Origin of the sequence: Aliidiomarina sedimenti (assembly GCF_003986955.1) — a bacterium.
Lineage (GTDB): Bacteria > Pseudomonadota > Gammaproteobacteria > Enterobacterales > Alteromonadaceae > Aliidiomarina > Aliidiomarina sedimenti.
In genome coordinates this window covers 869,851-895,692 of sequence record NZ_PIPN01000001.1, presented here as the reverse complement: position 1 = coordinate 895,692, position 25,842 = coordinate 869,851, and the positions used below count along the sequence as shown (strand labels likewise).

Annotated in this window: 21 protein-coding genes and 1 tRNA gene; 10 read left to right on the top strand and 12 right to left on the bottom strand. The window is 52.4% G+C overall.

Features of this window, described 5'->3' with window-relative positions:
• Positions 1-34 precede the first annotated feature (34 nt).
• Positions 35-1,195: a trans-sulfuration enzyme family protein gene (locus tag CWE12_RS04320; protein WP_126788413.1), complete on the top strand. Its 1,161-nt coding sequence runs from the start codon at positions 35-37 to the stop codon at positions 1,193-1,195.
• Entirely contained in the window at positions 1,185-1,778 is a 594-nt protein-coding gene (locus tag CWE12_RS04315) for a YigZ family protein (protein ID WP_126788412.1), read from the top strand. Before CWE12_RS04320 ends, CWE12_RS04315 begins: the two co-directional genes overlap by 11 nt.
• Here the strand turns inward: CWE12_RS04315 and CWE12_RS04310 are convergent.
• From CWE12_RS04310 to CWE12_RS04285, 6 genes are read right to left on the bottom strand one after another with little or no spacing between them, the layout of a single operon-like run.
• Entirely contained in the window at positions 1,752-2,390 is a 639-nt protein-coding gene (locus CWE12_RS04310; RefSeq protein ID WP_198675680.1) for a gamma-glutamyl-gamma-aminobutyrate hydrolase family protein, read from the bottom strand. The two genes, CWE12_RS04315 and CWE12_RS04310, sit on opposite strands and share 27 nt — an antisense overlap.
• A 59-nt stretch (positions 2,391-2,449) precedes the next feature.
• Positions 2,450-3,472 (bottom strand): amidoligase family protein, encoded by a 1,023-nt coding sequence (locus tag CWE12_RS04305; RefSeq protein WP_126788410.1) that lies wholly within the window; start codon positions 3,470-3,472, stop codon positions 2,450-2,452.
• Between the two features lie 20 nt (positions 3,473-3,492).
• Entirely contained in the window at positions 3,493-4,206 is a 714-nt protein-coding gene (locus CWE12_RS04300) for a hypothetical protein (RefSeq protein WP_126788409.1), read from the bottom strand.
• A gap of 30 nt (positions 4,207-4,236) precedes the next feature.
• On the bottom strand, positions 4,237-5,637 hold the full coding sequence (locus CWE12_RS04295) for a GTPase/DUF3482 domain-containing protein (protein WP_126788408.1): 1,401 nt from the start codon (positions 5,635-5,637) through the stop codon (positions 4,237-4,239).
• A complete protein-coding gene (locus tag CWE12_RS04290) occupies positions 5,619-6,974 on the bottom strand; it encodes a DUF2868 domain-containing protein (RefSeq protein WP_157981921.1) in 1,356 nt (451 codons plus the stop codon). The genes CWE12_RS04295 and CWE12_RS04290 overlap by 19 nt, the downstream gene beginning before the upstream one ends.
• Positions 6,967-8,535 (bottom strand): GGDEF domain-containing protein, encoded by a 1,569-nt coding sequence (locus CWE12_RS04285; RefSeq protein ID WP_126788406.1) that lies wholly within the window; start codon positions 8,533-8,535, stop codon positions 6,967-6,969. The genes CWE12_RS04290 and CWE12_RS04285 overlap by 8 nt, the downstream gene beginning before the upstream one ends.
• A gap of 243 nt (positions 8,536-8,778) precedes the next feature.
• Between CWE12_RS04285 and tig the strand changes: the two genes are divergently transcribed.
• The 7 genes from tig (at position 8,779) to CWE12_RS04250 (ending at position 17,270) form a co-directional block, all read left to right on the top strand.
• Positions 8,779-10,083, top strand: a complete 1,305-nt coding sequence (gene tig / locus CWE12_RS04280; RefSeq protein WP_126788405.1) for a trigger factor — start codon at positions 8,779-8,781, stop codon at positions 10,081-10,083.
• Between the two features lie 84 nt (positions 10,084-10,167).
• Positions 10,168-10,785, top strand: a complete 618-nt coding sequence (gene clpP / locus CWE12_RS04275; protein ID WP_126788404.1) for an ATP-dependent Clp endopeptidase proteolytic subunit ClpP — start codon at positions 10,168-10,170, stop codon at positions 10,783-10,785.
• Between the two features lie 45 nt (positions 10,786-10,830).
• Positions 10,831-12,111, top strand: coding sequence for an ATP-dependent protease ATP-binding subunit ClpX (clpX, locus tag CWE12_RS04270; protein ID WP_126788403.1), 1,281 nt, complete (start codon positions 10,831-10,833; stop codon positions 12,109-12,111).
• Between the two features lie 130 nt (positions 12,112-12,241).
• A complete protein-coding gene (gene lon / locus CWE12_RS04265) occupies positions 12,242-14,608 on the top strand; it encodes an endopeptidase La (RefSeq protein WP_126788402.1) in 2,367 nt (788 codons plus the stop codon).
• Positions 14,609-14,857: 249 nt separating this feature from the next.
• Positions 14,858-15,130, top strand: coding sequence for a nucleoid-associated protein HU-beta (hupB, locus tag CWE12_RS04260; protein WP_111569533.1), 273 nt, complete (start codon positions 14,858-14,860; stop codon positions 15,128-15,130).
• Positions 15,131-15,182: 52 nt separating this feature from the next.
• Positions 15,183-15,259, top strand: a tRNA-Asp gene (locus CWE12_RS04255).
• A gap of 151 nt (positions 15,260-15,410) precedes the next feature.
• On the top strand, positions 15,411-17,270 hold the full coding sequence (locus CWE12_RS04250; RefSeq protein ID WP_126788401.1) for a SurA N-terminal domain-containing protein: 1,860 nt from the start codon (positions 15,411-15,413) through the stop codon (positions 17,268-17,270).
• Positions 17,271-17,351: 81 nt separating this feature from the next.
• Here the strand turns inward: CWE12_RS04250 and CWE12_RS04245 are convergent, their stop codons facing one another.
• The 6 genes from CWE12_RS04245 to CWE12_RS04220 are packed head-to-tail and all read right to left on the bottom strand — an operon-like array spanning position 17,352 to position 24,332.
• Positions 17,352-19,115: a BatD family protein gene (locus CWE12_RS04245; protein WP_126788400.1), complete on the bottom strand. Its 1,764-nt coding sequence runs from the start codon at positions 19,113-19,115 to the stop codon at positions 17,352-17,354.
• Positions 19,112-20,938, bottom strand: coding sequence for a tetratricopeptide repeat protein (locus CWE12_RS04240; RefSeq protein WP_126788399.1), 1,827 nt, complete (start codon positions 20,936-20,938; stop codon positions 19,112-19,114). The genes CWE12_RS04245 and CWE12_RS04240 overlap by 4 nt, the downstream gene beginning before the upstream one ends.
• Positions 20,938-21,948, bottom strand: coding sequence for a VWA domain-containing protein (locus CWE12_RS04235; protein WP_126788398.1), 1,011 nt, complete (start codon positions 21,946-21,948; stop codon positions 20,938-20,940). Before CWE12_RS04235 ends, CWE12_RS04240 begins: the two co-directional genes overlap by 1 nt.
• The gene (locus CWE12_RS04230; RefSeq protein WP_126788397.1) at positions 21,948-22,415 is read right to left on the bottom strand and encodes a DUF4381 domain-containing protein; all 468 of its coding nucleotides are present in this window, start codon (positions 22,413-22,415) and stop codon (positions 21,948-21,950) included. Before CWE12_RS04230 ends, CWE12_RS04235 begins: the two co-directional genes overlap by 1 nt.
• Entirely contained in the window at positions 22,412-23,371 is a 960-nt protein-coding gene (locus CWE12_RS04225; protein WP_126788396.1) for a DUF58 domain-containing protein, read from the bottom strand. The genes CWE12_RS04230 and CWE12_RS04225 overlap by 4 nt, the downstream gene beginning before the upstream one ends.
• Positions 23,372-23,375: 4 nt before the next feature.
• Positions 23,376-24,332: an AAA family ATPase gene (locus tag CWE12_RS04220; RefSeq protein WP_126788395.1), complete on the bottom strand. Its 957-nt coding sequence runs from the start codon at positions 24,330-24,332 to the stop codon at positions 23,376-23,378.
• A gap of 187 nt (positions 24,333-24,519) precedes the next feature.
• Between CWE12_RS04220 and fadI the strand changes: the two genes are divergently transcribed.
• Entirely contained in the window at positions 24,520-25,833 is a 1,314-nt protein-coding gene (gene fadI / locus CWE12_RS04215) for an acetyl-CoA C-acyltransferase FadI (RefSeq protein WP_126788394.1), read from the top strand.
• The last annotated feature ends 9 nt before the right edge of the window (positions 25,834-25,842 follow it).

Here is a 25,842-nt window from a genome sequence, read left to right as displayed (position 1 = left end):
GCCAGCGGCCAGGGGGCAACCAGGGAAGCAACACATGGCAAACTCGAAATCCCCTTGGTCAGGGCAGACATTAACTGCTCAGGGCTTAGGTTTAACTGACGATAAGACCGGTGCGGTTGTACTACCTACGTACGCCGCGACGACCTATTTGCGTGACGCTGATAATCAATATCGCAGTGGTCATGTCTATTCACGGGACGATAATCCAACCTATAAACCTGTTGAGCGTTTGCTGGCGGAACTCGATCAGGGTCAGGATGCGTTACTTTTTGGTTCGGGTATGGCCGCTGCGGTGGCAGTGTTTCAGGCACTCAAGCCGGGTGATCATGTCATAGCGCCTAAGGTGATGTATTGGTCGTTACGTAACTGGCTGCTTGGGTTTGCCAAGGAATGGGGGCTCGATGTCGAGCTGGTCGATTGTACTAACGTTGATGCAGTAGACGCTGCTATTCGCCCGGGCGAGACCCGCTTAGTATGGCTGGAAACCCCGGCCAACCCAATGTGGACACTGAGTGATGTTGCGGCAATTGCTACGCTTTGTAAGCGCAGTGATGTCTTGCTGGCGGTCGATTCGACCTGCGCAACGCCGGTGTTAAGCCAGCCACTCGCGCTGGGGGCGGATATCGTAATGCACTCCGCGACCAAGTATCTGAATGGTCATTCTGACGTCATTGCTGGCGCGTTGATTTGTGCGGGTGATTCGCCGTTCTGGCAACGCATCCGCAGTATCCGCCGGGGCGGTGGCGCAGTGTTGAGCCCGCAAGACGCTAATCAGCTGTTGCGGGGGATGCGAACACTTTATATTCGGGTGCGTCAGTCTTGTGAAACAGCCATGCTGCTTGCTACCACATTAAATAATCACCCTTTGGTCAGTAAGGTGCATTACCCAGGCTTAACCAGTGCCGCGGATCATGCGCTGGCAAAACAACAAATGCCCGGTGGTTTTGGCGGTATGCTCTCAATTCAGGTTGCCGGTGGCGAACATAGCGCGATAAAGACGGCCGCACATACGCGGTTATGGAAGCGCGCCACGTCACTTGGCGGTGTTGAAAGTCTGATTGAACATCGGGCCAGTATCGAAGGCGAAAACACACCGGTGCCGCTTGATTTGCTGCGCTTGTCGACCGGGATTGAGGATGCGCAGGAACTCCTGAGCGACTTGCAACAGGCATTAGAAAAAGCGCATGACGTTTAAAACCGCGGCGGCTTTTGTGGCTGACGAATTAGTGATTAAAAAGAGCCGCTTTATTGGTTGGGCAGCTCCTGCGGCGACGCGGGAAGAAGCCCTGCAATGGGTTGCCAAAGCGCAGCAGCACTATCCTGATGCGCGTCATCATTGCTGGGCTTACTTGTTGGGCCGGCCAGAGGTTGCAACGCATGCCGCTGCCAATGATGATGGTGAGCCGTCGGGAACTGCCGGGAAACCAATGTTGAACGTCATTCAGCATAAGGGGGTCGGCAATGTGGTGGTGATAGCGATTCGTTATTTCGGTGGCATTAAACTGGGCGCGGGCGGTTTGGTGCGGGCGTATTCGGGTACCGCGGAACGGGTGCTGTCTCAGTTACCAACTACTGAACAGCAGCCGATGACCGCGCTTGATGTTCACTGCAATTTTGCCCACGAGCAGGTTGTTCGTCATTTTCTCGACCAGCATCAGGGGCAACTCGTCGAGACTCGATACAGCGATAAGGTGCAGATGCGGGTGGAGATACCGGATACCGCACATGCAGACTTTGTCGAGCTAACAGGATCACTGGGGGCGAGCATTCAGGCGTAACGTCGCGACTTTGACCAGTCGTTTGAATAAGCGCCGTTGACGGCGAATAAAAATCAGTAGTTCCGGATGCCACTGCACACCAATCAAAAAGTCCTCGCCCGGGTCTTCGATAGCCTGAACGATGCCATCCAAATCACGGCCACTGACTTCAAACCCTTCGCCGACCTCGGCAATCGCCTGATTGTGCAGACTGTTAATTTTACACGGACTGCAGCGGAGCAATTGATGCAGCTGGCTCGGAATACGCACAGACAAGGTTTTTAACGGCAGTATGGTCCAGCGATTCGACGTATGCTGGCGCCGGCTTTTCAGTTCCTGGTGCAAACTTCCGCCGCGGCATATATTGAGCAACTGGGCCCCGCGGCAAATACCAAGCAGTGGCAGGTGATGCTGTAACGCGTAGCGGATTACCTCGCCTTCGAAGGCATCACGCTCTTTGTCGTAGTTGGGGTGGACCTCAGGTTCGCCAGCGTACAGCACCGGGTCAATGTCATGCCCCCCAGTAATAACCAACCCATCCGGATCAACTGAGGTTACATCATCACCCGGGCGCAACTGCAGCGGCTGGCCACCATAACGGCGCACAGCGAGTGCCACGCAGAGTCGAGGCATCCATGCACCCCGACTGGGTCCGGTAATGGCGATAACGGGTTTGCTTGCTTTGGAAACCATCAACAATCAGAATTGCCCAAACTAACCAGCCACTTGCGGTCTAACTGGCGATGCCAGGCACGGCCTTTTCCACTGAGTAAGCGTTGCCACCATGGCGCGTTCAAAACTCGTGTGTAGGCTTTGGCACAGGCATTTAGGCGTCGTTTGTCCTGCGCCAGTGCTTCGACCTGCAACCAACCGTCCCAGGCCAGATGGATGCCCCAGTCAGGTAAATGAATTTCGCAGTTTGGCAGTCGATAATGGAAAGCCGGACGCGATTTAATCAAAGGATCGGAGGTGTATTCTTCGACCAGATCGGCGTCGATGTGCGAAAACAACGGCAACATGTCCAGTGCCCGGTTGCGGGTTGGGTTGTCGATAAGATAATCGCGGATCAGAGTTTCGCAGTTCTCTGGCCAGTAGTCTGGCGCAAGGACTTTCTTTACGTACTTACGGGGAAACGGGTCGACATAGGTGGTGATACGCCGCGTCATATTGATCGAGGCTTCTTCAAACAACCACTCGTAGAGGCAAAGAAATGACTTAAGATAGGCTGTCAGCGTGGTTACGTCGAGCGCCGGTGTTTCCGGGTTCAGTTGCATACTGAAGGCATTCAGCACCGATTCAGAGGTCCCCTTAGCGCCCGCGTTGCGTAAGCGTTCAATCAGTACCTGAACTTCGGGGAGGCGTTTAAGCTCTAATGGCGGACTGACTAATTCATGCGGCACCAGAGGCTTGGAAACCATTTCAAGAAGGCTTTCGATGTCATTGCCGAAGTCTTTTTCGTCTCGCTCCTCTTCGCCCATTTTTTTGAGCAGCTGAAAGTCGAGTTCAACCAGCCAGTCGCCGTCTTTATCACCGCGCAGGTTATACTGGTAACGGCTGGTTTTTTCGATAGTGAGGTCTAGCTGAGTGGCGACTTCTTCGGCGAGCTGATCAATGGACAAACCGCTCATTTCAAGTTCAACACCGATATGACGGGGGCCACCTTCGTGGTTGACCATCACCTGCGGCATCCTGATACGTCCTTTATGAACCGCCATTAATACCTCACTCTATTGTTTTATATAGTAAAAACCTCTAGTTCAGAGCTTAGCTCAACTTCACAGTATTGCTCGGGATAATGCGCAAAAGCATCGCTCCAGTGGGCGTCGGTATAGATTTTAGTCACGCCCATGCGCAGTAAGTGAGGAACCGAGTAATAAAAGCCGTTTTTCGCCTGTTGTTCACTACACCCTGATTCCGGATGGTGACCATAGATAGTAATTTTCTGGTCGACACCAGTGCGTTCAAAAAAACGGGCTTCGCGGCGATAGAGGCGATCGAGGTAATTTTCCAGAATGTAACGCACACCAGGCATCAGGTAGTTCTGATATTGCTGCGTCCAGGAGTCTTCGAGTGCACCACCTGACCATGCCACAATACTGCCCGGCCGCAAGTGCTTATCGTTGCCCGCAGTAAAAATGTAATTGGCACATGCACGCAGACATACGCCATCTACGGTAACGTCCAGATCATTGCGATGAATCCAGTTACCCAGTTGCAATGCCGCCAGCGGTTCTCCGTCTTCACTGTTTACCCGCAGACTGGTGAAACGCTGCTGAGCGGTAAACTGTTTAATCTGGCTTATTGTATTCTGGTTGATAAAACCATCGACGACCAGCGTATTACCCTCTGCAGCCACCGAGCTTCGTGGCGATGAGGGAGGAGTCGAGCTGCACGCCACTAATGTCAGCGACAGCATACTAAGTGAAAGTGTTGCTATCCAATTTGCCATACGCACTTTTATTATTATGATTCTGAACTCCTACTTTGACGGAATTTGTACCTTTGTCAACTGCTCGGTTAGTTTAGTGTGTAAATGCTGACGAGCTTCTGAATCGATAAAGGAGGGCGCTAGCACCGACGACCATTCAGGGTGGCTGCGGGCGCGCTGTATGAGCTCCCACAGGTACTCCTGTTGTTGCAGACGGCTATAAAGCCGCTCGCTGTCGACCGCATCTGGCTGCGTGGCGGCATGGGCTCGCTGAGTGAGTACCTGCAACAGTTGAAGCTGGCGACTGAGCAATAATTTAAGTACGGCGTCATCCACGGTGAGTTCACGATAACCACGCCATTTTTGTTGCAGTCGTTTGCCCATATTACGCCAACTTTGCCATAGCCCGCCGGCAGCGGCGCCAATCAGTGTCCCTGCACCCATGCTGCTACCCAGCAATAACACATCGATGCCAGCGCCGGCGGCAGCACCAGTGGCGGCACCACCACTGGCTTTAATACCAAATTGACGCAGGCTTTGTGGACTAAACAAGTCGAGTTCCCAGCGTCCGTTCTGAATCGCAATGGCGTCAATTTTGACACTTTCAGGGGTGAAATTATAAAGCTTCAATAAGCCGTGAACACAGCTCTGTTCACGTCGTCGCACGTGCTGCTGCAAGCTGTTGATATGCTGCTTTAAAGCGTCGTCTGCCTGCGGCGTGATACGCTCCCGCAAGGCGGCACAGTCAATCATTAACTCAGCGATAAGCTGGCAGGCATTGTGATAACGCCGTGATTGAGTGCTGGCAAGCCCATGTATAAAACGCTGCAGGTGATCGCGCCATGCAGGGAGCAGGGTCTGCAGACGCTGATAAATGGTTATTTCGCCATCCAGCTGAGGCGTGACGCTATCAAATTCGACCCATGCATGCAGATTGACCCGCGCCAGGGCCTGATGCCAGGCTTCAGCGTTATGGGCTTTGCTGGCAGTAAAGTTAAGCACTGGCAGAATAGGGCGGGCACTTTTACTAAGAACCGCCAGTTCGTCCTGAAACTTGGGTAAGACTGGGTCACGGGCATCAATGACATAGAGTGCAGCATCGCTGGCTAACAGCTGAGCAATGACTTTGGCTTCCTGAGCGTACTGGCCCTTTGCTTCCGGACTGCTCAGAAACGACTGCAACAGAGCAGGGCCGTCATGCCGGTTGGTGGCGGTTTGCAAACGGGACATATAATCAAACAGGCCAATTCCATCTTCCAGTCCCGGGGTGTCAAACAGCTCAATTTGCTCGCCATCATCGGTACGAATACGACCAGCCACAACCTGTTGAGTGGTGCTCGGGCTTGCCGCGACCACGCCGACCAGACTGTCCCGCGCGAGCGTTCGCAGTAAAGAGGTTTTGCCCACGTTGGTGTGACCAACGATGGCTAATTTTAAAGGGTGCGAAGCCATGCCTCAGCCTCCTCTTTGTTCTGTAAGACTGGCAATTTAAGATGCTCGTCGAGGCTGTTCCGCCATAGCTGGCTGCGTCCTCCCGGGGGTACAAATAACGCCAGCGGACAGTGTGAACTGATCTCCGCAAGCAAGCGCAGGCTGCCGCGGTCAGGGGTCAGTTCGGGGTTGATAACTGCCATTATTTGGCGCGGGTGGCGGGCAATCCCGGTCAGCAGCTGCTGGCGTTCTTCGCGTGAGCTGACGTTACCTAAAGGCGTTATCGGCAGTTCCGCCAGCGGTATATATAGAGCCTCGCTGAGTGGCCATTCGAGGGTAAACCATGCCGGATCGCTGTTGATTACAGAATGGCGATAAGTAGTTTGTGTTGGCAGTACCTTGATACTGTTGTCACTGGTATCCGTATCAGTTGACGGCGCATCGGCGAGTTGCTCACGCAGCTCACTGAAGCCGGCAAGCTGCCAGTTTACCTTTAAGTTGGCTAAGCGGTAGCGGCGGTACAGGTCGCAGCCAATGAAGAGCAGCGCTCTTGGCGTTATGGCATAAAAGAACAGGCAAGCGAGTAACCAGATAGCAATTGCGCGCTGACTTGCTGCATCGCCAGTGGCGCCGAAGGTGACCAACGGTTGCTCAAACGCAAAAAGCCCCGGCACAATATGAAGGACCTCGACCAGGGTAGCCACGTTGGTTTCGCTGAGTAAGGTGGTGCGCCATACAAACTGGTAATCGAAGCCAATAAAACGGATTACCAGGGTGATAAAGGTGGTCGCGAGCAGCAGTAACCAGAAGCCATGAGTAACGGCCGATAAGGCGGGTCGCATCAACCCCTGGTGCAGTGCCAGGCTGGTATGCGCCTGCATAATGGGAAGTAACGACGGACTGCGTACCAAACCAGGCATATAGTGCAGTAAGAAGGCACCTATCCCGCCTGGCTTGCTGCGGATAAGCATGCCAGCCGCCCAGCCGATCATGAGCAGTGTATTAATCAGCAATAAGGCTATCATGGCATCTAATAAACTAATGGTGCGAGCGTGCTGGGGGCTTATGCTGCTGGCTAAGGCGATTCCGCTGATCACTGCGAGCAGGGCCAGCAGGCTTAGGGTTAATGTGAGTAGTCGCCGATAGCGCTGAATGTCATTATCAAGAGCGAGGTCGTGGCAAAGTCGAGCCGCACGGGTCAGTAATTTGTCATCCGGGTTGCTGCAGGTAGCCGCCATCCGTCGTGCCGCGTCGTCAGCCACGGGGCCCCAGTGCAGTTCACGCTGACGAATAATTTCAGCCTGCCAGTGGCGCAGAAACGGCCCCTCAGTGGTGGTTCGATGTGTGCGATTACTCATCTGAGTCATACAACGCCTGGCTCGGTTGCAACAGAGTACTGATAACGCAATTTCGTCCTTCCTTTTTCGCTTGGTAGAGAGCCTGGTCGGCTTGTTGTAAGAGGTTGTTAGCGAGAATCGCTGCCGATGCGGAGGGGTCATCTCCACAGTCTTCCGGCGCGCAGGCAATGCCAATACTAAGACTTAGCAAACCGCTTTCTGCAGCGGCGTGATGAATACCAAGCTGAGCCATTTTTTCCAGCAGGTGGCCGCCGCTTTCCACCGCCTGGCTTTTATTGGCGCCCGGTAATAACACAGCAAACTCCTCACCGCCAAAACGACAGACCAGTTCGCCACTGCGTTTAAAGTGGCTGTGTAATAAATTGGCGACGGTGCGCAAGGCATCGTCACCATTTAAATGACCATAGGTGTCATTAAACGATTTAAAGTGGTCGACATCAATCATCATCAGACTTAGTGGTTGCTGCTGGCGCATCGAACGACGCATTTCGGTATCCAGTTCATGGTCGAACTGGCGGCGGTTGGCTAAACCAGTCAGACTATCCTCACCAACCAGTTGATGTAATCGCTGGTTGGCTTCGATCAGTTGACGCTGGGTGGCGCTAAGCGCTTTCAGATATTGTTGGCTTTGCAATGCCTGGGCAATGATTTCTCCCACAAGCTTAAGGCGGCGAATATCCGCTTCTGACCAGTGACGCTGGCGGGCGACCATATCGCAACCAACAAAGCCGATCAGCTGGCCACCTGCCTGCATAGCCACACAGACGATTGAGCGAATATCTTCGCTGTCGAATAGTTCGCGTTCGTTGCTCGCCTCGGCAGACAATGTGGCGACATCGTGAACTACCATTAGCCCTTCTTCGCGCATGTTGGCAAAGAACCAGGGGAGATCCTCCTGCGCAATGTGCTGTAGCTCGTCAAGATGGGCACTTACTCCCTCGCGGACCCATTCGTGGCTATTATGTATCTGGTCCAGGGTGGCGTTAAACTGAAATACATAACAGCGGTCCGCCAGACCGAACTGGCCCATGGCTGCCAATGCGGCTTCTATATGCTGGTCGATTTGGCTGCCTTCAGCATTAATCAGCCGCGAAGAGAGTTCAGATATCAATTTATCAAATGCCAGGGTATCGCGCAGAGATAACTCAATACCTGACATGTCACCGGTTTCTGCTGACTCTATAAACAGGCGATGATCACGTGGCTGGATCAGAGCCGCGCAGACCTGTTGTTGGTTGACGCTGAAGCGAAGCGATTTGAGATGGAGCGGGAGCTGGCCGAACAGCAGATCCCGGCGGTCAATCAGTTCCCCATCCAGTGCCTGTTGAATCGGGTTGGGTAACAAAGCTTCGCTGGTTTTTTTGATGCTAAGTTCAGTATCCAGGGTCAGCGCCAGAGCGGCGATTTCAGGCATTGATATGTCGCGTTTATTGAGCTTCAATAAGCGCTGGGCGGCGGGATTGCAATAGACGCGTTGGCTAGCCGTGTCAGGCTCGAGGTAGCGCCATAGAATGCCTATTGGTAACTGCTCAATAAGGGCCTCTGAGAATGTGTTGTGCATGGTAAGTGATTCCTGCTTTATGATTGTTATTGTTGACTCAGCTGTCCGAGCAGTCTGTTAAAACTACCTTAGTCCACTTCGTTGTCAATTAGCAGTATTTGTTGAGAAATTTGGCCGCAGTTCTCGACGTGAGCGGCGCAGCTGGCTATAATGTCGCGTCAATTTTTAACGTGAGCTCATCCAAGCGATTCAAATAAGCGACTCGATGAGCAGCCATCCAGGTGATGTTGAGGTAGGTTAGTAATGCAGGTTTCCGTAGAAACAACTCAAGGTTTAGAGCGCCGCGCAACGATTACAGTGCCGGCAGAAAAAATCGATAACGAAGTTAAGAAGCAGGTTCAACAAGAAGCTCGTCGTGCCCGTATCGATGGCTTCCGCCCGGGTAAAGTACCGGTAAGCGTGATTGAAAAGCGTTATGGCCAGGCCATTCGCCAGGATGTTGCGATGCAAACTATGCAGCAGCATTACGTTGAAGCGATGATTCAGGAAAAGCTGAACCCAGCTGGCGCACCAAAATTTGAACCAAAAACCAACGAGAAAGGTAAAGACCTAGAATTCGTTGCGATTTTTGAAGTGTATCCAGAAATTGAATTGAAAGATCTGGAAAAAGTTGAAGTTGAAAAGCCGGTCGCGGACGTGACTGACGCTGACGTCGACACCATGATGGATACGCTGCGTAAACAACACGCTGGCTGGAAAGAAGTGAAGCGGAAGTCAAAAGCAGACGACCGTGTCACTATCGACTTCGTAGGTAGCATCGACGGTGAAGAGTTCGAAGGCGGTAAAGCTGAAGACTTCGCACTGGAAATGGGTAAAGGCAGCATGATTCCAGGGTTTGAAGATGGCATCGTTGGCATGAAGACCGGCGAAGAAAAAACCATCGACGTAGCATTCCCGGATGACTACCACGCTGAAAACCTGAAAGGTAAGAAGGCTCAATTCGCGATCACCGTGAAGAAAGTTGAAGAGCAGGAATTGCCTGAACTGACTGATGAGTTCGTGGCTCAGTTTGGTATCACCGAAGGTGGTGTCGATGCGCTGCGCGCTGAAGTGAAGAAAAACATGGAGCGCGAACTGAAAAGCGCGGTCAATAACAAGGTTAAGCAACAGGTGATTAAAGGCTTGTTGGCTGCCAATAGCGACGTTGAAGTTCCGACTGCACTGAAAGAGCAGGAAGTGAACACCTTACGTCAGCAGGCCCTGCAGCGTTTTGGCGACAACGCCAAGAACATGCCTGAACTGCCTGCTGAGCTATTTGAAGAGCAAGCGAAAGAACGCGCGCAAGTGGGTATTTTGCTAGGTGAAGTTATTCGCACCAACGAACTGAAAGTAGATGACGCTAAGGTCAAAGAACTGATCGAAACCACTGCGTCTGCGTATGAAGATCCACAAGAAGTGATCGACTACTACAACACCAACGAACAGCTTATGCAGCAGGTTCGTAATATGGCGTTGGAAGAGCAGGCAGTTGAACTGATTCTGGAAAAAGCTCAGACCACTGAGAAGCAGATGAAGTTTGACGAGGTGATGAATCCGCCACAGCAATAAGCATTGCTGAATTAGTTCGGAATTGGTTTAATGGCTCGGGTGGGATTTCACTCGAGCCATTTTTATTAAGGAGCATTTCGTTTTATGCACAATTCTACCCCTGATCCAATGGCCGCATTGGTGCCTATGGTCATTGAGCAAACCTCGAAGGGTGAGCGCTCGTTTGACATTTATTCCCGGTTACTGAAAGAGGGTGTTATTTTCCTTTGTGGCCAGGTTGAAGAACATATGGCCAACCTGATAGTGGCGCAAATGCTATTTCTGGAATCTGAGAATCCGGAAAAAGACATTAATATCTATATCAATTCACCAGGTGGCTCGGTTACCGCCGGTATGGCCATTTATGACACCATGCAATTCATCAAAAATGATGTGAGCACTGTGTGTATGGGCCAGGCCGCCAGCATGGGCGCATTTTTACTGGCCGCGGGGACTAAGGGCAAACGCTATTGCCTGCCAAACTCGCGGGTGATGATTCACCAGCCTTTAGGCGGTTTCCAGGGCCAGGCATCGGACATAGAGATCCATGCCAGAGAAATTCTGTATATTAAAGATAAACTGAACCGTATTTTAGCTGAGCACACCGGTCAGGATGTTGAGCGGGTCGCTATGGATACCGACCGTGACAACTTTTTGAGTGCGCAGAGTGCGGTGGAATATGGTATTGTGGACTCTGTACTGACTCATCGAGGCAACAAATAGTAGTCAGGAGAATCAGTCAGCAGAGAATCAGCGCTGGAGAGTTAGATGACAGATAAAACAAGCGGCGACGGCGAGAAAGAAGGTAAAGCACTGTACTGTACCTTCTGTGGCAAAAGCCAACACGAAGTACGCAAGTTAATCGCCGGCCCTTCGGTGTTTATTTGCGACGAGTGTGTCGACCTGTGTAATGACATTCTGCGCGAGGAAATTAAAGAAATTTCTCCGCAGCGTGATGAAGATGACGTACCGACGCCGCATGACATCCGGAAAAACCTGGATGATTACGTAATTGGTCAGGACCGCGCGAAGCGAGTCCTGTCGGTGGCCGTTTATAATCACTATAAACGTTTGCTCAATTCTGGTGTGTACGAAAATGTAGAGCTTGGCAAAAGTAATATTTTGCTGATCGGGCCAACGGGTAGTGGTAAAACGCTGCTCGCAGAAACCTTAGCCCGTTTCCTCGATGTGCCTTTTACGATGGCGGATGCCACCACCCTGACCGAAGCCGGTTATGTGGGTGAGGACGTTGAGAATATTATTCAGAAGCTGCTGCAAAAATGTGATTACGACCCGAAAAAAGCGGAACGTGGTATCGTTTATATTGATGAAATCGATAAGATTTCACGCAAGTCAGATAACCCTTCGATTACCCGGGACGTATCAGGCGAAGGCGTGCAGCAGGCACTGCTTAAACTGATTGAAGGAACCATCGCATCGGTTCCTCCGCAGGGCGGACGTAAGCATCCACAACAGGAGTTCTTGCAGGTTGATACCTCTAAGATTCTGTTCGTCTGTGGTGGGGCGTTCTCGGGCCTGGATAAAGTGATCGAGCAGCGTCTGGCGGTTGGTGCAGGTATTGGTTTCTCGGCGGAAGTTAAAGCCAAGAAGAGCAAACCGAGTGGCGATATTCTGGCTCAGGTTGAACCGGAAGATTTGGTCAAATACGGTCTGATTCCAGAGTTTATTGGGCGTCTGCCAGTGGTAGCCAGCCTCAATGAGCTGGATGAAGATGCGTTGGTGCAAATCTTAAAAGAGCCGAAGAACTCACTGACCAAGCAGTATGCAGCGTTGCTGGCAATGGAAGAGGTTGAACTGGAGTTTCGTGATGACGGTTTACGTGCGATAGCGCGTAAAGCATTGGCACGCAATACTGGTGCTCGTGGTCTGCGTTCTATCGTTGAAGATGTGTTGTTGGGCACCATGTATGATCTGCCATCTCAGGAAGATGTCAGTAAAGTGGTGATTGACGAAACGGTAATTAACGGTGAATCTGACCCAATTTTGATTTATGGCAACAAGAAAGATGCGAAGGCATCTGGCGAATAAGTTGAATAAATCAGCAGTTGAATGAAAAAAAGGGCCTTATTGGCCCTTTTTTTGTGCTAGCTATTGAACTTTATAGCCAAGACCTCATATTTAACATAGTAACTTTATTAGCGCCGAAATGGAGATAATGATGACAGATAAGAACAGCGAGCGCTTAAGCCTTCCTGTGCTGCCACTGCGTGATGTAGTGGTTTACCCGCATATGGTGATTCCGTTATTTGTCGGGCGGGAGAAATCGATTCGCTGCCTTGATGAGGCGATGGACCGTGATAAGCAGGTTTTCCTGGTCGCGCAAAAAGATGCCAGCGTCGATGAGCCACACGCTGAGGATATCTATCAGGTTGGTGCGGTTGCCACTATTTTACAGATGCTGAAATTACCCGATGGCACGGTAAAAGTGCTGGTTGAAGGTAAGCAGCGCGGTAAAGTTGTTGAATTTGAAGACAGCGATGAGTTCTTTCAGGGTGACGTTGAACTGCTTGACGTTGCGCCTTTAGATGAGAAAGAAGAAGAAATTCTGGTCCGTTCAGCGATGAATCAGTTTGAAGGCTACGTCAAACTGAACAAGAAAATTCCTCCGGAAGTTATTACCTCGTTGCAGGGGATTGAGGATGCTGACCGGCTGGCCGATACGATGGCGGCACATATGCCGTTGAAACTGGCTGACAAGCAACATGCTCTGGAAATCATCGATGTGCGTGAGCGTATTGAACATCTGATGGCGATGATGGAAGGTGAAATCGATATCCTTCAGGTGGAGAAGAAAATCCGCAGTCGCGTGAAGCAACAGATGGAAAAGAGCCAGCGCGAGTACTACCTGAATGAGCAAATGAAAGCGATTCAGAAAGAGCTTGGTGAGAGCGAGGACGGTGTCGACGAATTTGAGCAGCTTGAACAGAAGATTGAAGATGCACAAATGCCGGAGGAAGCCCGCGACAAAACCAAAGCCGAGCTGCAGAAACTGAAAATGATGTCGCCGATGTCGGCAGAAGCGACAGTGGTGCGTGGCTACATTGACTGGATGGTATCGATTCCGTGGAAAAAGCGTTCACGGGTGAAGAAAGACCTGGCCAAAGCCGAAGAAGTTCTGGATGCCGACCACTATGGTCTGGAGAAAGTTAAAGAGCGGATTATCGAGTATCTGGCGGTGCAGCAACGTACCAGTAAAGTAAAAGGTCCGATTTTATGTTTGGTCGGGCCTCCCGGCGTTGGTAAGACCTCGCTTGGCCAATCGATTGCTAAGGCGACGGGGCGCAAGTACATTCGCATGGCGCTCGGTGGGGTGCGGGATGAAGCTGAGATCCGTGGGCACCGTCGGACTTACATTGGTTCGATGCCGGGCAAACTGATCCAGAAAATGGCCAAAGTCGGGGTACGTAACCCGCTCTTCCTGCTGGATGAAATCGATAAGATGTCGTCCGATATGCGCGGCGACCCCGCCTCGGCGTTGCTTGAGGTCCTGGATCCGGAGCAAAATAGCAGCTTTAACGACCATTATCTGGAAGTTGATTACGACCTGTCTGACGTTATGTTCGTGGCGACATCAAACAGCATGAACATTCCAGCGCCATTGCTGGATCGGATGGAAGTTATCCGGCTATCCGGGTATACCGAAGATGAAAAGCTCAATATTGCCAAGCGCCATTTAGTTGAGAAACAGATGGAGCGAAATGGCTTACGTAAGAATGAGCTAAAAATTGCGGATGATGCTATTACCGGAATTATTCGCTATTACACCCGTGAAGCTGGGGTGCGTAATCTGGAACGCGAAATTTCTAAGCTATGCCGTAAAGCAGTTCGTAACATATTGATTAAGAAAGATACCAAGTCGATAACCATTACCGGCAAAGAGCTTGAAGACTACCTTGGTGTGCAGCGTTTTGACTTTGGCAAAGCAGAAGAGAGCAACCAGATAGGTCAGGTGACTGGGCTGGCATGGACTCAGGTTGGTGGCGATTTACTGACCATTGAAGCGACCAGTGTGCCCGGGAAAGGGAAAACAACCTTCACCGGTTCGCTTGGTGACGTGATGAAAGAGTCGATTAGCACCGCCATGACGGTGGTTCGTAGCCGTGCCGACAAGCTTGGTATCGCCGACGACTTTTATGAGAAACGCGACGTGCACGTGCATGTGCCCGAGGGCGCGACGCCCAAAGACGGACCCAGTGCTGGTATTGCAATGGTCACTGCATTAGTGTCTTCATTGACGGGAAATCCGGTGCGTTCGGATGTGGCCATGACGGGTGAAATTACCCTGCGTGGTGAAGTTCTTGCTATCGGCGGGCTGAAAGAGAAACTACTGGCAGCCCACCGTGGTGGGATCACCCGCGTCCTGATCCCGAAAGATAATGAACGTGACTTAAAGGAAATTCCAGATAACATCAAGGGTGATTTAGACATTCATCCGGTGCAATGGATTGACCAGGTTTTACAGCTGGCATTGGAGAATAACCCGGTAAATGCAGTAAAAGTGGCGGGTGCAGGGAAGAAAAAATAGGCGAGAGGCACTTTTTTAACGAAAAACTTGTTAAAAATGCTGAAAAAGGCTTTTCATACGCAACGACTGTGATAGCCTTAGGAAAGTTACTCCAGCCCTTGCTGAGCAAGGTATAGAGGACTTTCGCAAATACTTTAGTAAAAGCACTAGTACCTTGAACTAAAGATATAAGCTTGTTATAAACTTTTCTGGCCCATTTTTTTGATGGTTCCAAGGAACTCCATAATAACAATGTAAGGGGATGATACTGTGAACAAGTCTCAGCTAATAGACAAAATTGCAGCAGATGCTGAACTCTCGAAAGCGGCTGCAGGTCGTGCTTTAGACTCGATGATCGATGCAGTAACAGAAGCTTTGAAAAATGACGACCAGGTTGCTCTGGTTGGCTTTGGTACTTTCAGCGTTCGTGAGCGTTCTGCGCGCACTGGCCGCAACCCGCAAACTGGCGAAACTATCCAGATCTCTGCTGCCAAAGTGCCTTCTTTTAAAGCTGGTAAAGCGTTAAAAGACGCCGTTAACTAAGCAAGGCAACAAAGAAATACATTGAAGGCACCCGCGAGGGTGCCTTTAATTTGGAGTGGTAGTTCAGTTGGTTAGAATACCGGCCTGTCACGCCGGGGGTCGCGGGTTCGAGTCCCGTCCACTCCGCCATTTTTGTTAGCGAAAACTGCACCCGCAGAGACTAATTGTGTTAGTATCTGGCGAGGTGACGACTTAAGAAGCGCACCGGATTCGGTGCGCTTTTTTTATAGTTAGTTTAACAAATAGCAGACAGTAATTAACCCGATAAAGAGATTGCATTATGCTCGATAGGATTCGTGAAGGTTCCAAGGGACCCGTCGCTAAAATTATCCTTTTCCTGATTATCCTTACCTTTGCCCTGACCGGGGTGAGTGGCTATTTGGGTGGAAATGCCGACGACCATGTGGCCGAGGTGAATGGCGAAAAGATTTCTCGTACGGACTTTGACCGTGCGTATCAGAATGAACGTGCTCAGATGGAAGACGAACTTGGCGATTTTGTGGAAACGCTGTTCGCCGACGAAGATTACATGGGCGAATTCCGTCAGGGTGTGCTTGAACGTTTGATCGAAGAACGTCTGGCGACTCAGTTTGCAAGTGAGCAGGGTTTTCGCCCTGGTCCACAGCAGATCCGTGATGCTATCCGCAACATGCCGGATTTTCAGATTAATGGTCAGTTCAACAATGACCGCTATGTAGCGTTGCTGACGAATGCTGGGTTTACGCCTGAGCAATTTCGCGATTACATGGTGCGCGAACTTGGCCGCACCACCTTCCTGCAAGGCGCGTTGATGTCTGAATTCATGCTTCCGAGCGAAGCAGAAGCGTATCAGCGCCTTCAGAATCAGCGTCGTAGCGGTGAGTACATCCGCGTACCAGCACAGAGCTACACCGATGTTGTGAGTGTCAGCGAAGACGAAATCGAAGCCTTTTATGCCGAAAACGAAGCGCGTTTTGAAACCGACGAGCGAGTTCGCGTTGACTATATCGTGCTCGAGTTTAATGACATTCTTGAGTCGGTCAGCATTGATGATGCTCAGGCACGGGACTTCTATGAGCAGAACCCTGGCAATTTCCGAACGCCTGAACGTCGCGAGATCGCGCATATTCTGGTCGAAGGTAATGACGCCGACGCGCGCAGTCGGATTGAAGACATTGCCAGCCGCCTAGAAGCTGGTGAAGACTTTGCCGAGCTGGCAGCTGAGTATTCGGACGATACCTTTAGTGGTCAGGATGGCGGCCTGTTAGGACGCCTTGAACGCGGTATGATCGACCCTGATATCGAAGATGCAGGTTTTGCGCTGGATAATGAGGGTGATGTATCTGATATCGTTGAATCAGAATTTGGTTTTCACTTGGTTAAACTGACCTCACTACGCGAAACTCAGCTTGACCCCTATGAAGAAGTGGCTGAGACCATTAAAGAAAACTTACGCCAGCAGGAAGCTGAGCAGCAGTATTTTACGCTGCAGCAGACCCTGTCGCGGGTTAGTTTCGAAGCACCAGAGAGCTTGCAACCAGCCGCTGAAGAAACTGGGCTGGACATCCAGCGCAGCGAATGGATGGACCGTGAGGGCGTGAATGAGTTTGCAGATCAGCGTTTACTGAATGCAGTGTTTGATTCCGACGTGTTGCGCGACAACCTCAACAGTGAACTGGTTGAAGTCGATGAGCGCAGTTACGTTGTGCGTGTGAACGAGTATGAACCCGCGAGTCTGACGCCGCTGGATGACGTGCGCAGTGATATTGAACAAGCTTTGGTGATGCGTAAAGCGCGTGACGAAGCTCGTCGGGCAGCGAATGAATTGCTGGCCCAATACCGCGCTGGCGAACTGCCTGAGGGTGTTGAGGCTGAAAGCTTTAGCGACGTTTCGCGCAACGACTCGGAGTTACCAGCAGGCGTGGTTAGCCAGTTATTCCGGTTACCAGCGCCGTCTGACGATGCGGTTTCAGCCGATATCGCTGAGCTACGCGGTGGCGACGTAGCCATTGTCGCGCTGACTGACGTCACCGAAGGTGAAGTGAGTGACGATGGTGCTAGTGAACTGCGTCAGCGTTTTGAAAACCGTTACGCAGACGCTGCTTACCGTGCAATTATGGAAGCTTTGAAAGAAGACGCGAGTATTACCCGTAATCTTTAATACTTAGTTCTTCAGCAATAAATTAAAAAGCTCGTGTCATAAGACACGAGCTTTTTTGTTTTCCGTGGCTCCATCGCTGCGCTAACGCCCGGTGGGATAGAGCGGGGGAAGGCGGTGGTTATCGGTTTGCTGTTTGTGGCGCCGGTGCAGCAGTTGAATGCTTTGCCATAGCGCATCACCTTGCTGCCACTGGCTTTGTGGTCGGTAGAGTGCCTCTTGCAAGGCGTTTAATTGAGCGGTCAATGACGTACTGGCGAAATAGCTGCTGACGTCATCGAGGGTTGCACAATGATGCTCCGTGGTGGTGCTGTTGACCCAGGCGAGTAGTGCCTGGCGTGCGGCCTGAGGCTGATTGGCACGGCAGGCAACTTTCAGCTGCTGCAGTGGCTTGCGGCTTGCAGCCGGAACCTTGTCACTGGCTGTCTGAGCCGGCTGTGGTGAAGGCTGACGATGTCGAGTACGCCAGTAGAACCAGGCAAAGATGACCAGGGTCAGCAACCAGAGAATGAATAGTACGACACTGGTAATTTGCCATACAGCGTCCGTGGCAGTGCGGTCTGCACCTGGGCTGCTGACATCGGCGGAGCGCTCTGCTGTATCTTCAGTTTCACCCCCTGTTGCAGAATCGGTTGCCGCGGGATCTTCAGTGGAGGACCCGTCGGCGGGCTGAGCTGAGGGAGAAGGCATTCCACCTGCCGGGGCGTGCACGGTAATTTCCCGGCTTTCAACACGCGCGGTGCGCATTTGCTCGTCTTCGACATCCCACCAGCTTACTTCGACCGCTGGCAATTCAAAGGTGCCTGGCTGTGACGGTAAAATCACCCCACGGAAGGTCGCCTGCGCAATACGTTCGCCATCTCGACTGTAGCTTTCCCGTTCGGTTCGCTCAGCGTAGTAACGCAGACCAGCCGGGTAATCGGTGCTGATATCAGGCAGCTGTTCGTCGCGGACTCCTTGAGCTGTTAGCGTGATATGACGGGTTATAGGTTCACCAACGATGAAGCGCTGCTGGTCATCAAGCTCATCATTCAGGACCACTTGTTTACTGGGTAACCAGCGACCATCGAAGCTTTCAACCTGCGGCCGCACATTGATTTCAATATCGGGCGCCAATGCAGTCACACTTTGTGGACGGCTGAATGAGGCGAAGCTACGTTCGCTACTATCGCGAATTTGTCCGTCAAAGCGGCTACCGCCTATGGTAATCGCACCACTACGACGGGGAGTAATAAAATAGGTTCGTTCAATTACCCGGTAGCGTGTGCCATCGATTAACTGCTGAGTTTCGTCGTCATTACCACTTTGCTGAATATCGGCGTGGTCGATTTCGGGCGGACTTATTGAACCGCTTTCGAGTACCTGTGCCAGGTGCAAACGAACGGTGTAACGGACTTGTTGCTGAATGTAAGGATTGTCATTGTCGATGCTGGCAGTGACAAACACGGGGCCTCGCTCGTTCTCGCTCTCGCTGGCTTCAATCACCTCGAGCTGAATCGGTGAGGTGCGCTGACCGTCTATCTCGAAAGCGGGGATCTGATAGCTGCCCGGACGTCGCGCCACTAAGGTGACTTGCCAGCGTGTTTGCCGACTCATTTGACCCTGGATAAGTCGTGTTGAACGGTCAACGGAGGTGGCGCCGACGACGAAGTCACGCAGCAATGTATCGTTGCGAAATGCGTTGCGTGGTAAATCATCGCTCGCGGTGACGGTCAGGGTGAATGATTCGTTAACAATGACCGGATTTTTATCGACCTCAGCGTTGACGGTGAGCGCAAATGCAGAGCCGGAATGCAGCAGGGCAATCGCGAGCAGGGTTAGACTTAACCAGTATTTAGCATGACTCACGGCTGACGGGCTCCTCTTGGTGGTTGATTATACTGGCGACGCTCTGCCTCCAGTCGCATGCGGTTACGCAGTAGAATAGCAGGGTCGCTCTCCATCCGTCGTAACAGCTGTTCAAGCTCGGCACGCTCTTCATCGCTAAGATCATCCTCGTTTAGTCTCTCCTGATCTTGTGCAGTCGCTGGTGGCTGTCCGTCCAGCTCTGACTCATCGCCGGGCTCGGATTCCGACTCTTGTTGCTGTTCTGACTGCTCGCTTTCTGTTTCCTCTTCGGCTTGATTTTCAGGCTGCTCATCCGAAGGCGGAGACGGTGCGCTATCAGACCCTGTTTCCGGCTCATCAGATTGCTGCTGATCGTCAGACTGCCCCTGTTCGTTTTGATCGGACTGTTCCCGCTCATCGGTTTCGCTCTGTTGCTCACCTTGCGACTCGTTTTGTTGCTGCTGTTCGCGCATTTGCTCCACTTTGGCTTTATTCTGCTCCGCTTCAGACCATCCGGGACGCTTTTCCAGGGCACGCTGGTACGCTTCGATCGCCTCATCGAACTGACCAAGCTGGGCGAGGCTGTTGCCGCTGTTGTACCAGCGCTCGGCGCTATCGCCTGTCTCCGAATAAGCGCTTAAGGCCGCTGCGTAGTCACCTGCACGATACAGTGCATTGGCGCGCATCATGGGGTCGGGGAAAAGAGAGGCAGCCTTTTCATAATCGCCTTGCTGATAGGCTTCATCAGCGCGCTGCTGACGATTTTGAAATGCGTTATCAAGCACTTCGTTTTGCGTCTGCTGCTGTGCTGAGACCGGGCTGTGGAACGCTGCGAAAGGAAGGCAAAGCAGACATAGCAATGCACCCCGACGTGCCATTAGCAAGGCGAGAGGAAGTAACAGCCAGGCCAGATAAGGGCCGCGGTCAATCCACTGGTCACTGCTCATATCATCGGCTTGCTCGCCGGCACGTTCATTCAGTGGTCCCTGGTCAATAACGCGTTGAATATCGCTGTTACCGGCTTCTACCCGCACACTAACACCGCCGGTGGCGACACTGACACGCTCAAAGAAGCTCGGGTTAAGCCGGGCCATGGTTATGCGGCCAAGGGTATCGCGAAGCATTTCGCCACTGCTTAAGCGAATGGGCGTGCTTTCGTCATCGCCAGCGATAATAGTACTGACCCGATGCTGACGTGAGCGGAAAAACTGGGTGAGTTCCTGCAGATCATCCTGTTCCATGCCGGCTGCAAACCAATAAATTTCACCCTGTTCGAATCCGGCATCGCGCAACATGCGGTCTGCTTCGCGCATCGCAAGTAGTGGATAATTGCCAGCCACTGGCATGATCTCTGGTGACATGGCGGGCACCATCGCCTGAATATTACCGTGGTCGTGGGTTAACGGGGATATTGCAAATGCATCGCCGGCATAGGCGATAAGGCCGATCTGGGCGTCATCCAGTTCAGCGACAAGGTCCAAAGCCTTAAAGCGTAACCGGGTAAGACGGTCAGGACTAATGTCAGTGGCCCGGGTATTCATGCTCATATCCATCACGATCACCGTACCGCGTTCGGTTTGATATACCGGAGCTGGGGCTTTTTCCCAGGCCGGGCCGGCCAGGGACAGGCTGGCAATTACCCAGGCGGCACAAAGTATCAGCAGTGGCGCGGTGCGACGACTGCTTGCGCCGCTGGGAGCCAAAAGAACCGGCTGTAAATGACTGGCAATGACTTTTTGCCAGCCACTGTTACGACCCAGTTGTGACCACAGCCAGGGGAGCAGGACAACAAGTCCGATTAGACTGAATAACCACCCGGGGCGGAGGAAGTGAAAGTCTTCCATTAGCGTCTCCTCGTTCGTGGCTGAGCGCGTAACTGGCGCAGGTGGAGGCGTCGTTGCAGCAGCAAGAACAGGCTTAAGGTAAAAGCGACTGACAATGGCCAGTGGGCCAGAGCGGTGCGTGGGCGCATATACTGGTCGTCACCCAATACGGGTTCTAACTGGTCAATAATGTCATACGCGCGGCGCATTTCAGCTTCGTTACGGGCCCGGAAATAGTCACCGCCAGAAACAGACGCAAGCTCATTGAGGAAGCTTTCATCCAGTTCGGCACTGGGGTTGATGCGTCGCTCTCCAGACCAGCTTTGTACCACCATTTCATCCGATCCGATACCAACGGTATGTACGCGGATGCCGCCATTGCGTGCGAGAGTCAGAGCTTCACGGGCATCGATAGCGCCTGAATTGATCATGCCATCGGTGAGCAGGAGGATAACGTTGTTCTCGGAATCACGTTCACGCAGGGTGCGGATGGCCAGGCCTATGGCATCGCCCAACGCGGTTCGCTGACCAGCCAGTCCCAGTTGAGCCTCGCGGGCAAGCTGAGCCAGCGCCGTCAGATCGGAGGTTAACGGCGAATACACAAACGCATTGTCGGCATACACGATGAGGCCGATACGGTCGCCATGGCGACGCTCGATGAATTCAGCAAGAATGTTGTGAGCGGCTTGTAAACGAGTGACCTGACGCCCATTAAGCGTCATGTCGTCGGCCTGCATACTGCCTGACAAATCGAGCGCAATCATCATTTCACGCCGTTCTTGCTGCATGGGAACCGGTTCGCCAACCCATTGCGGTTGTGCGAGGGTGGCTATTAATGCAAGCCAAACCAGGCCGGGGAGTAACCAAAGGCGAATTCTTCCGGGGTGCTGAACCTGTCGCGGCGAAATAAAACGCGCGGCTCTGGGCAGGCTAAGCGGAATTTGTGACTGACGTTGCTCGGGGCTGACTTTACGAACTATCCAGGGTAACGGAAGCAGAAACCAGACCCACCAAAGGGCAAATTCAAACATTACGCAGCTCCCTGGCGATGCTTAGGTGGCCAGGCCGCACTCGCCCAGTCAGCAATTAGCTGCTGATACGCGGCAACCGTAGCTGCGTCGTGCGGCTGGTACTGGACCGCCTGAAATTGATTAAAGCGCGGCGCGAAAGCGGCTTGCTTGTGTGGCGGCAACTGCTCTAGGAGAAACGCCTGCCATTGTTCAGAATGCAACGCCGCTATTTGCTGGCGTGGGTAATAGAGCAAGGCAGCCTGTTTGAGGGTCAGATTGACGGCAGACAACGAGGGTAACGGGTGTTTAAGCTGTGCCCGCAACAGGCGCATACCGCGCCGCTGACGGGCCCGCTGTATAAGCCAGAAACACACACCGCCGAGAAGTACTATCAATAGAGCGATAAGTACCCACCAACCCCAGGCCAGAGGCCACCAACTGACACTATAGGTATCGGCAATGTCATGTAAGCCAAGATCTGAACTCATCGCTGCAACTCCTGCCACTGCAGTGACAGTGGCTGGCTGGCATCGATCGAGGTGGTGCTGATGCGTGCCTGCGCCAGAAGCTGTACCCGTTTGTCCAGCCAGGCACTGCTTTGCTGTTTATAGATAGCGTTGGTCCGTTTATCGCCAAGCCAGAACTCGCGGGTAAAGTCTTCATCCACGGCCTGAACTTTGGTTGCTTGGACCTGCGGTAATTCGTGTTCAAGCGGATCACTGAGCAAAATAGCCTGCACCGCATTGTGCTGACTAAGCGCTCGCAAGTCGCTGACCATGCTCTCGTTGAGTTGATGAAAATCGCTCAGTAAATAGACCTGAGCGCCGGTTTTAACCACCTGGCGTAAACGTTTCAGGTTGCTGGCAAAAGTCCCGGCGACTGGCATTGGCCCAACTTCGTTATTCAGTTCGGTGACATGATGCAGAAAACGCAACACGCCCTTATCGCGCCCCAGAGGTTTGGCTTCGACATGGCGGCGTTGATTAAAAACCAGACCGCCGATGCGATCACCACGGTAGGCAGCTTGCCAGGCAAGCGCCGCACAGACGTGGGCGGCCTGGACCGATTTAAACAACAGCTGGCTGCCAAACTGCATGCTGGGGCCTAAGTCGACAAAAAAGAACAATGGACGTTCTTTCTCTTCGCGGAATAGCTTGGTGTGTGCTTTGCCGGTGCGTGCGGTGACCCGCCAGTCGATGGCGCGAATGTCATCGCCGCTTTGGTAGTGGCGCACTTCATCAAACTCCATGCCGCGGCCTTTCAATTTACTCAGGCTACTGCCGCTGCGGCCGCGGGCCGGTAGCCGGTTTTGCCGGCCAAGCTGGACCGTACGCAACTGGCGGTAGGCGAGGAGTTCGTCCAGACACAGGCTGTGGCCGCTACTTTGTAACGCATTTAACCACTCTGTGCTGGTTTGTTGAGGCTGAATTCGCTGAATTGACATCGGTTTATGGCGCAGGCACTAATTGTAAAATGGTATCCAGAACTTTATCCGCGGTGACACCATCGGCTTCTGCCTGATAGCTAAGGATCAAGCGGTGACGCAGCACATTATGCGCCACTGCCGCAACGTCATCAGGGGTGACAAAGTCCCGGCCCAGCAGCCAGGCACGCGCCCGGGCACAACGCTCAAGTGCTATTGAAGCACGCGGACTGACACCATACTCAATCCAGCTTGCCAGCTCGTCGCTATAAGCGGCGGGGCGGCGAGTGGCCATCACCAGCTGGACCAGATAGGTTTCGATTGAGGTTTCCATATGCAGGCTGAGGGTGGCTTGACGTGCCGCGAAAATAGCATTCTGACTAAGCGGTTGCGGCATGCTGTGTTCGCCCTGAATGGATTCGTTGCGGGTTAGCTGCAAAATGCGCTGTTCAGTTTCTGCGTCCGGGTAATCAAGGACTAAATGCAACAAGAAACGGTCCAGTTGCGCCTCTGGTAACGGGTAGGTCCCTTCCTGCTCGATCGGATTTTGGGTTGCCATCACGGTGAACAGGGGGGGCAACTTATAAGTTCGTTTTCCCACCGTGATCTGCCGTTCCGCCATTGCTTCAAGTAGCGCGGACTGAACTTTCGCCGGCGCACGGTTAATTTCATCGGCCAGGATCAGGTTATGAAATAAAGGACCGCGCTGGAACTTGAACTCACCAGTTTCAGGCCGGTAAATGTCGGTTCCGGTGAGGTCGGCCGGGAGTAAATCCGGGGTGAACTGGATCCGGTGGAAGTCACCTTCAATACCTTTAGCCAAAGCATTGACTGCTCGGGTTTTGGCCAGGCCTGGCGGGCCTTCAACCAATAAATGACCATCCGCAAGGAGGGCAATGAGCAGGTGCTCAGTCAGCTCCGGCTGGCCGATAACCTGACTGTTGAGAAAGTCTCGTAATTGTTTAAAGGCGTGAACTGCCATGCTATGTCCTTCTCGTGATTGTTGCGTCTTCGTCTATTCTTATGCACACACTCTGATATTAAAGTGCCAGGATAGTTCGGGTAATAAGGTCAGTGTACCGAAAATCAATGGTTTAAATCTGCTAAATTTGACGTTAGAATCAGGGTAATAATTCGTGGTCTGACCAGTAACCGTATAGGGGAGTTCTATGTCAGCTTCAGCACAGTCGATTAAGACCGCGAACGGGGAGCGTATTGCCATCGTCGATGGTCTGCGTACACCGTTCGCAAAACAAGCCACTTATTTCCACGGCGTTCCAGCTCTGGACATGGGAAAAATGGTCGTTCAGGAGCTTATCAACCGTTCCGATTTAGATCCAGCGTTGGTTGAGCAAGTGGTGTTTGGTCAGGTCGTGCAAATGCCCTCTGCGCCGAACATTGCGCGGGAAATTGTATTAGGGACTACGCTGCCGGTTACCACCGATGCGTATAGTGTTAGCCGGGCCTGCGCGACCAGTTTCCAGTCGACAGTGAATATTGCTGAAGCGATGATGGCCGGTAATATTTCGGTCGGTATTGCTGGTGGTGCAGACTCATCGTCGGTATTGCCAATTGGGGTGTCGCGTAAACTGGCGCACGCGCTGGTCGACCTTAACAAAGCTCGTAGTCTGAGTGCGCGGCTGAAAATATTTAAGCGTCTGAGCTTTAAAGACCTGTTGCCCGTTCCGCCTGCAATTGCTGAGTACTCAACGGGTCTGAGCATGGGCGAAACGGCTGAACAAATGGCGAAGACTCATCAAATCAGCCGGGCGGATCAGGACAAACTGGCTCACCGCTCGCATACCTTAGCCCACCAGTCATGGGAAGATGGCAAGCTGAGCAGAGAAGTGATGGCAGCCCATGTTGCGCCGTACACTGACTTCCTGGAGCGTGATAATACGGTTCGCTCAGACTCAAAAGAAGATGGCTATGCAAAGTTACGGCCGGTCTTTGATCGTAAACACGGGTCGGTGACAGCCGCCAATTCGACGGCTCTGACCGATGGTGCTTCCGCGGTTATCATGATGACTGAAAGCAAAGCAAAAGAGCTTGGCTACAAACCACTTGGCTATATTCGTAGCTATGCATTCAGTGCCATCGACGTTTGGGAAGACATGTTGATGGGGCCGTCGTACGCCACCCCGCTGGCACTGGAGCGCGCCGGAATGCAGCTCAGTGACCTGGATTTAATTGAAATGCACGAAGCCTTCGCGGCGCAGACACTGGCCAACGTGAAAATGTTTGCCAGCAAGAAGTTCGCTGAAGAGAAGCTTGGCCGCAGTCAGGCGATTGGCGAAATTGATATGGACAAGTTCAATGTTATGGGTGGGTCACTGGCGTATGGTCATCCGTTTGCCGCGACCGGCACTCGTTTAATTACCCAAACGTTGAATGAACTGCAACGACGCGGTGGCGGCACCGCACTAACGACGGCCTGTGCAGCAGGTGGTCTGGGTGCAGCGATGATCCTGGAGACAGAATAATGAGTGAGT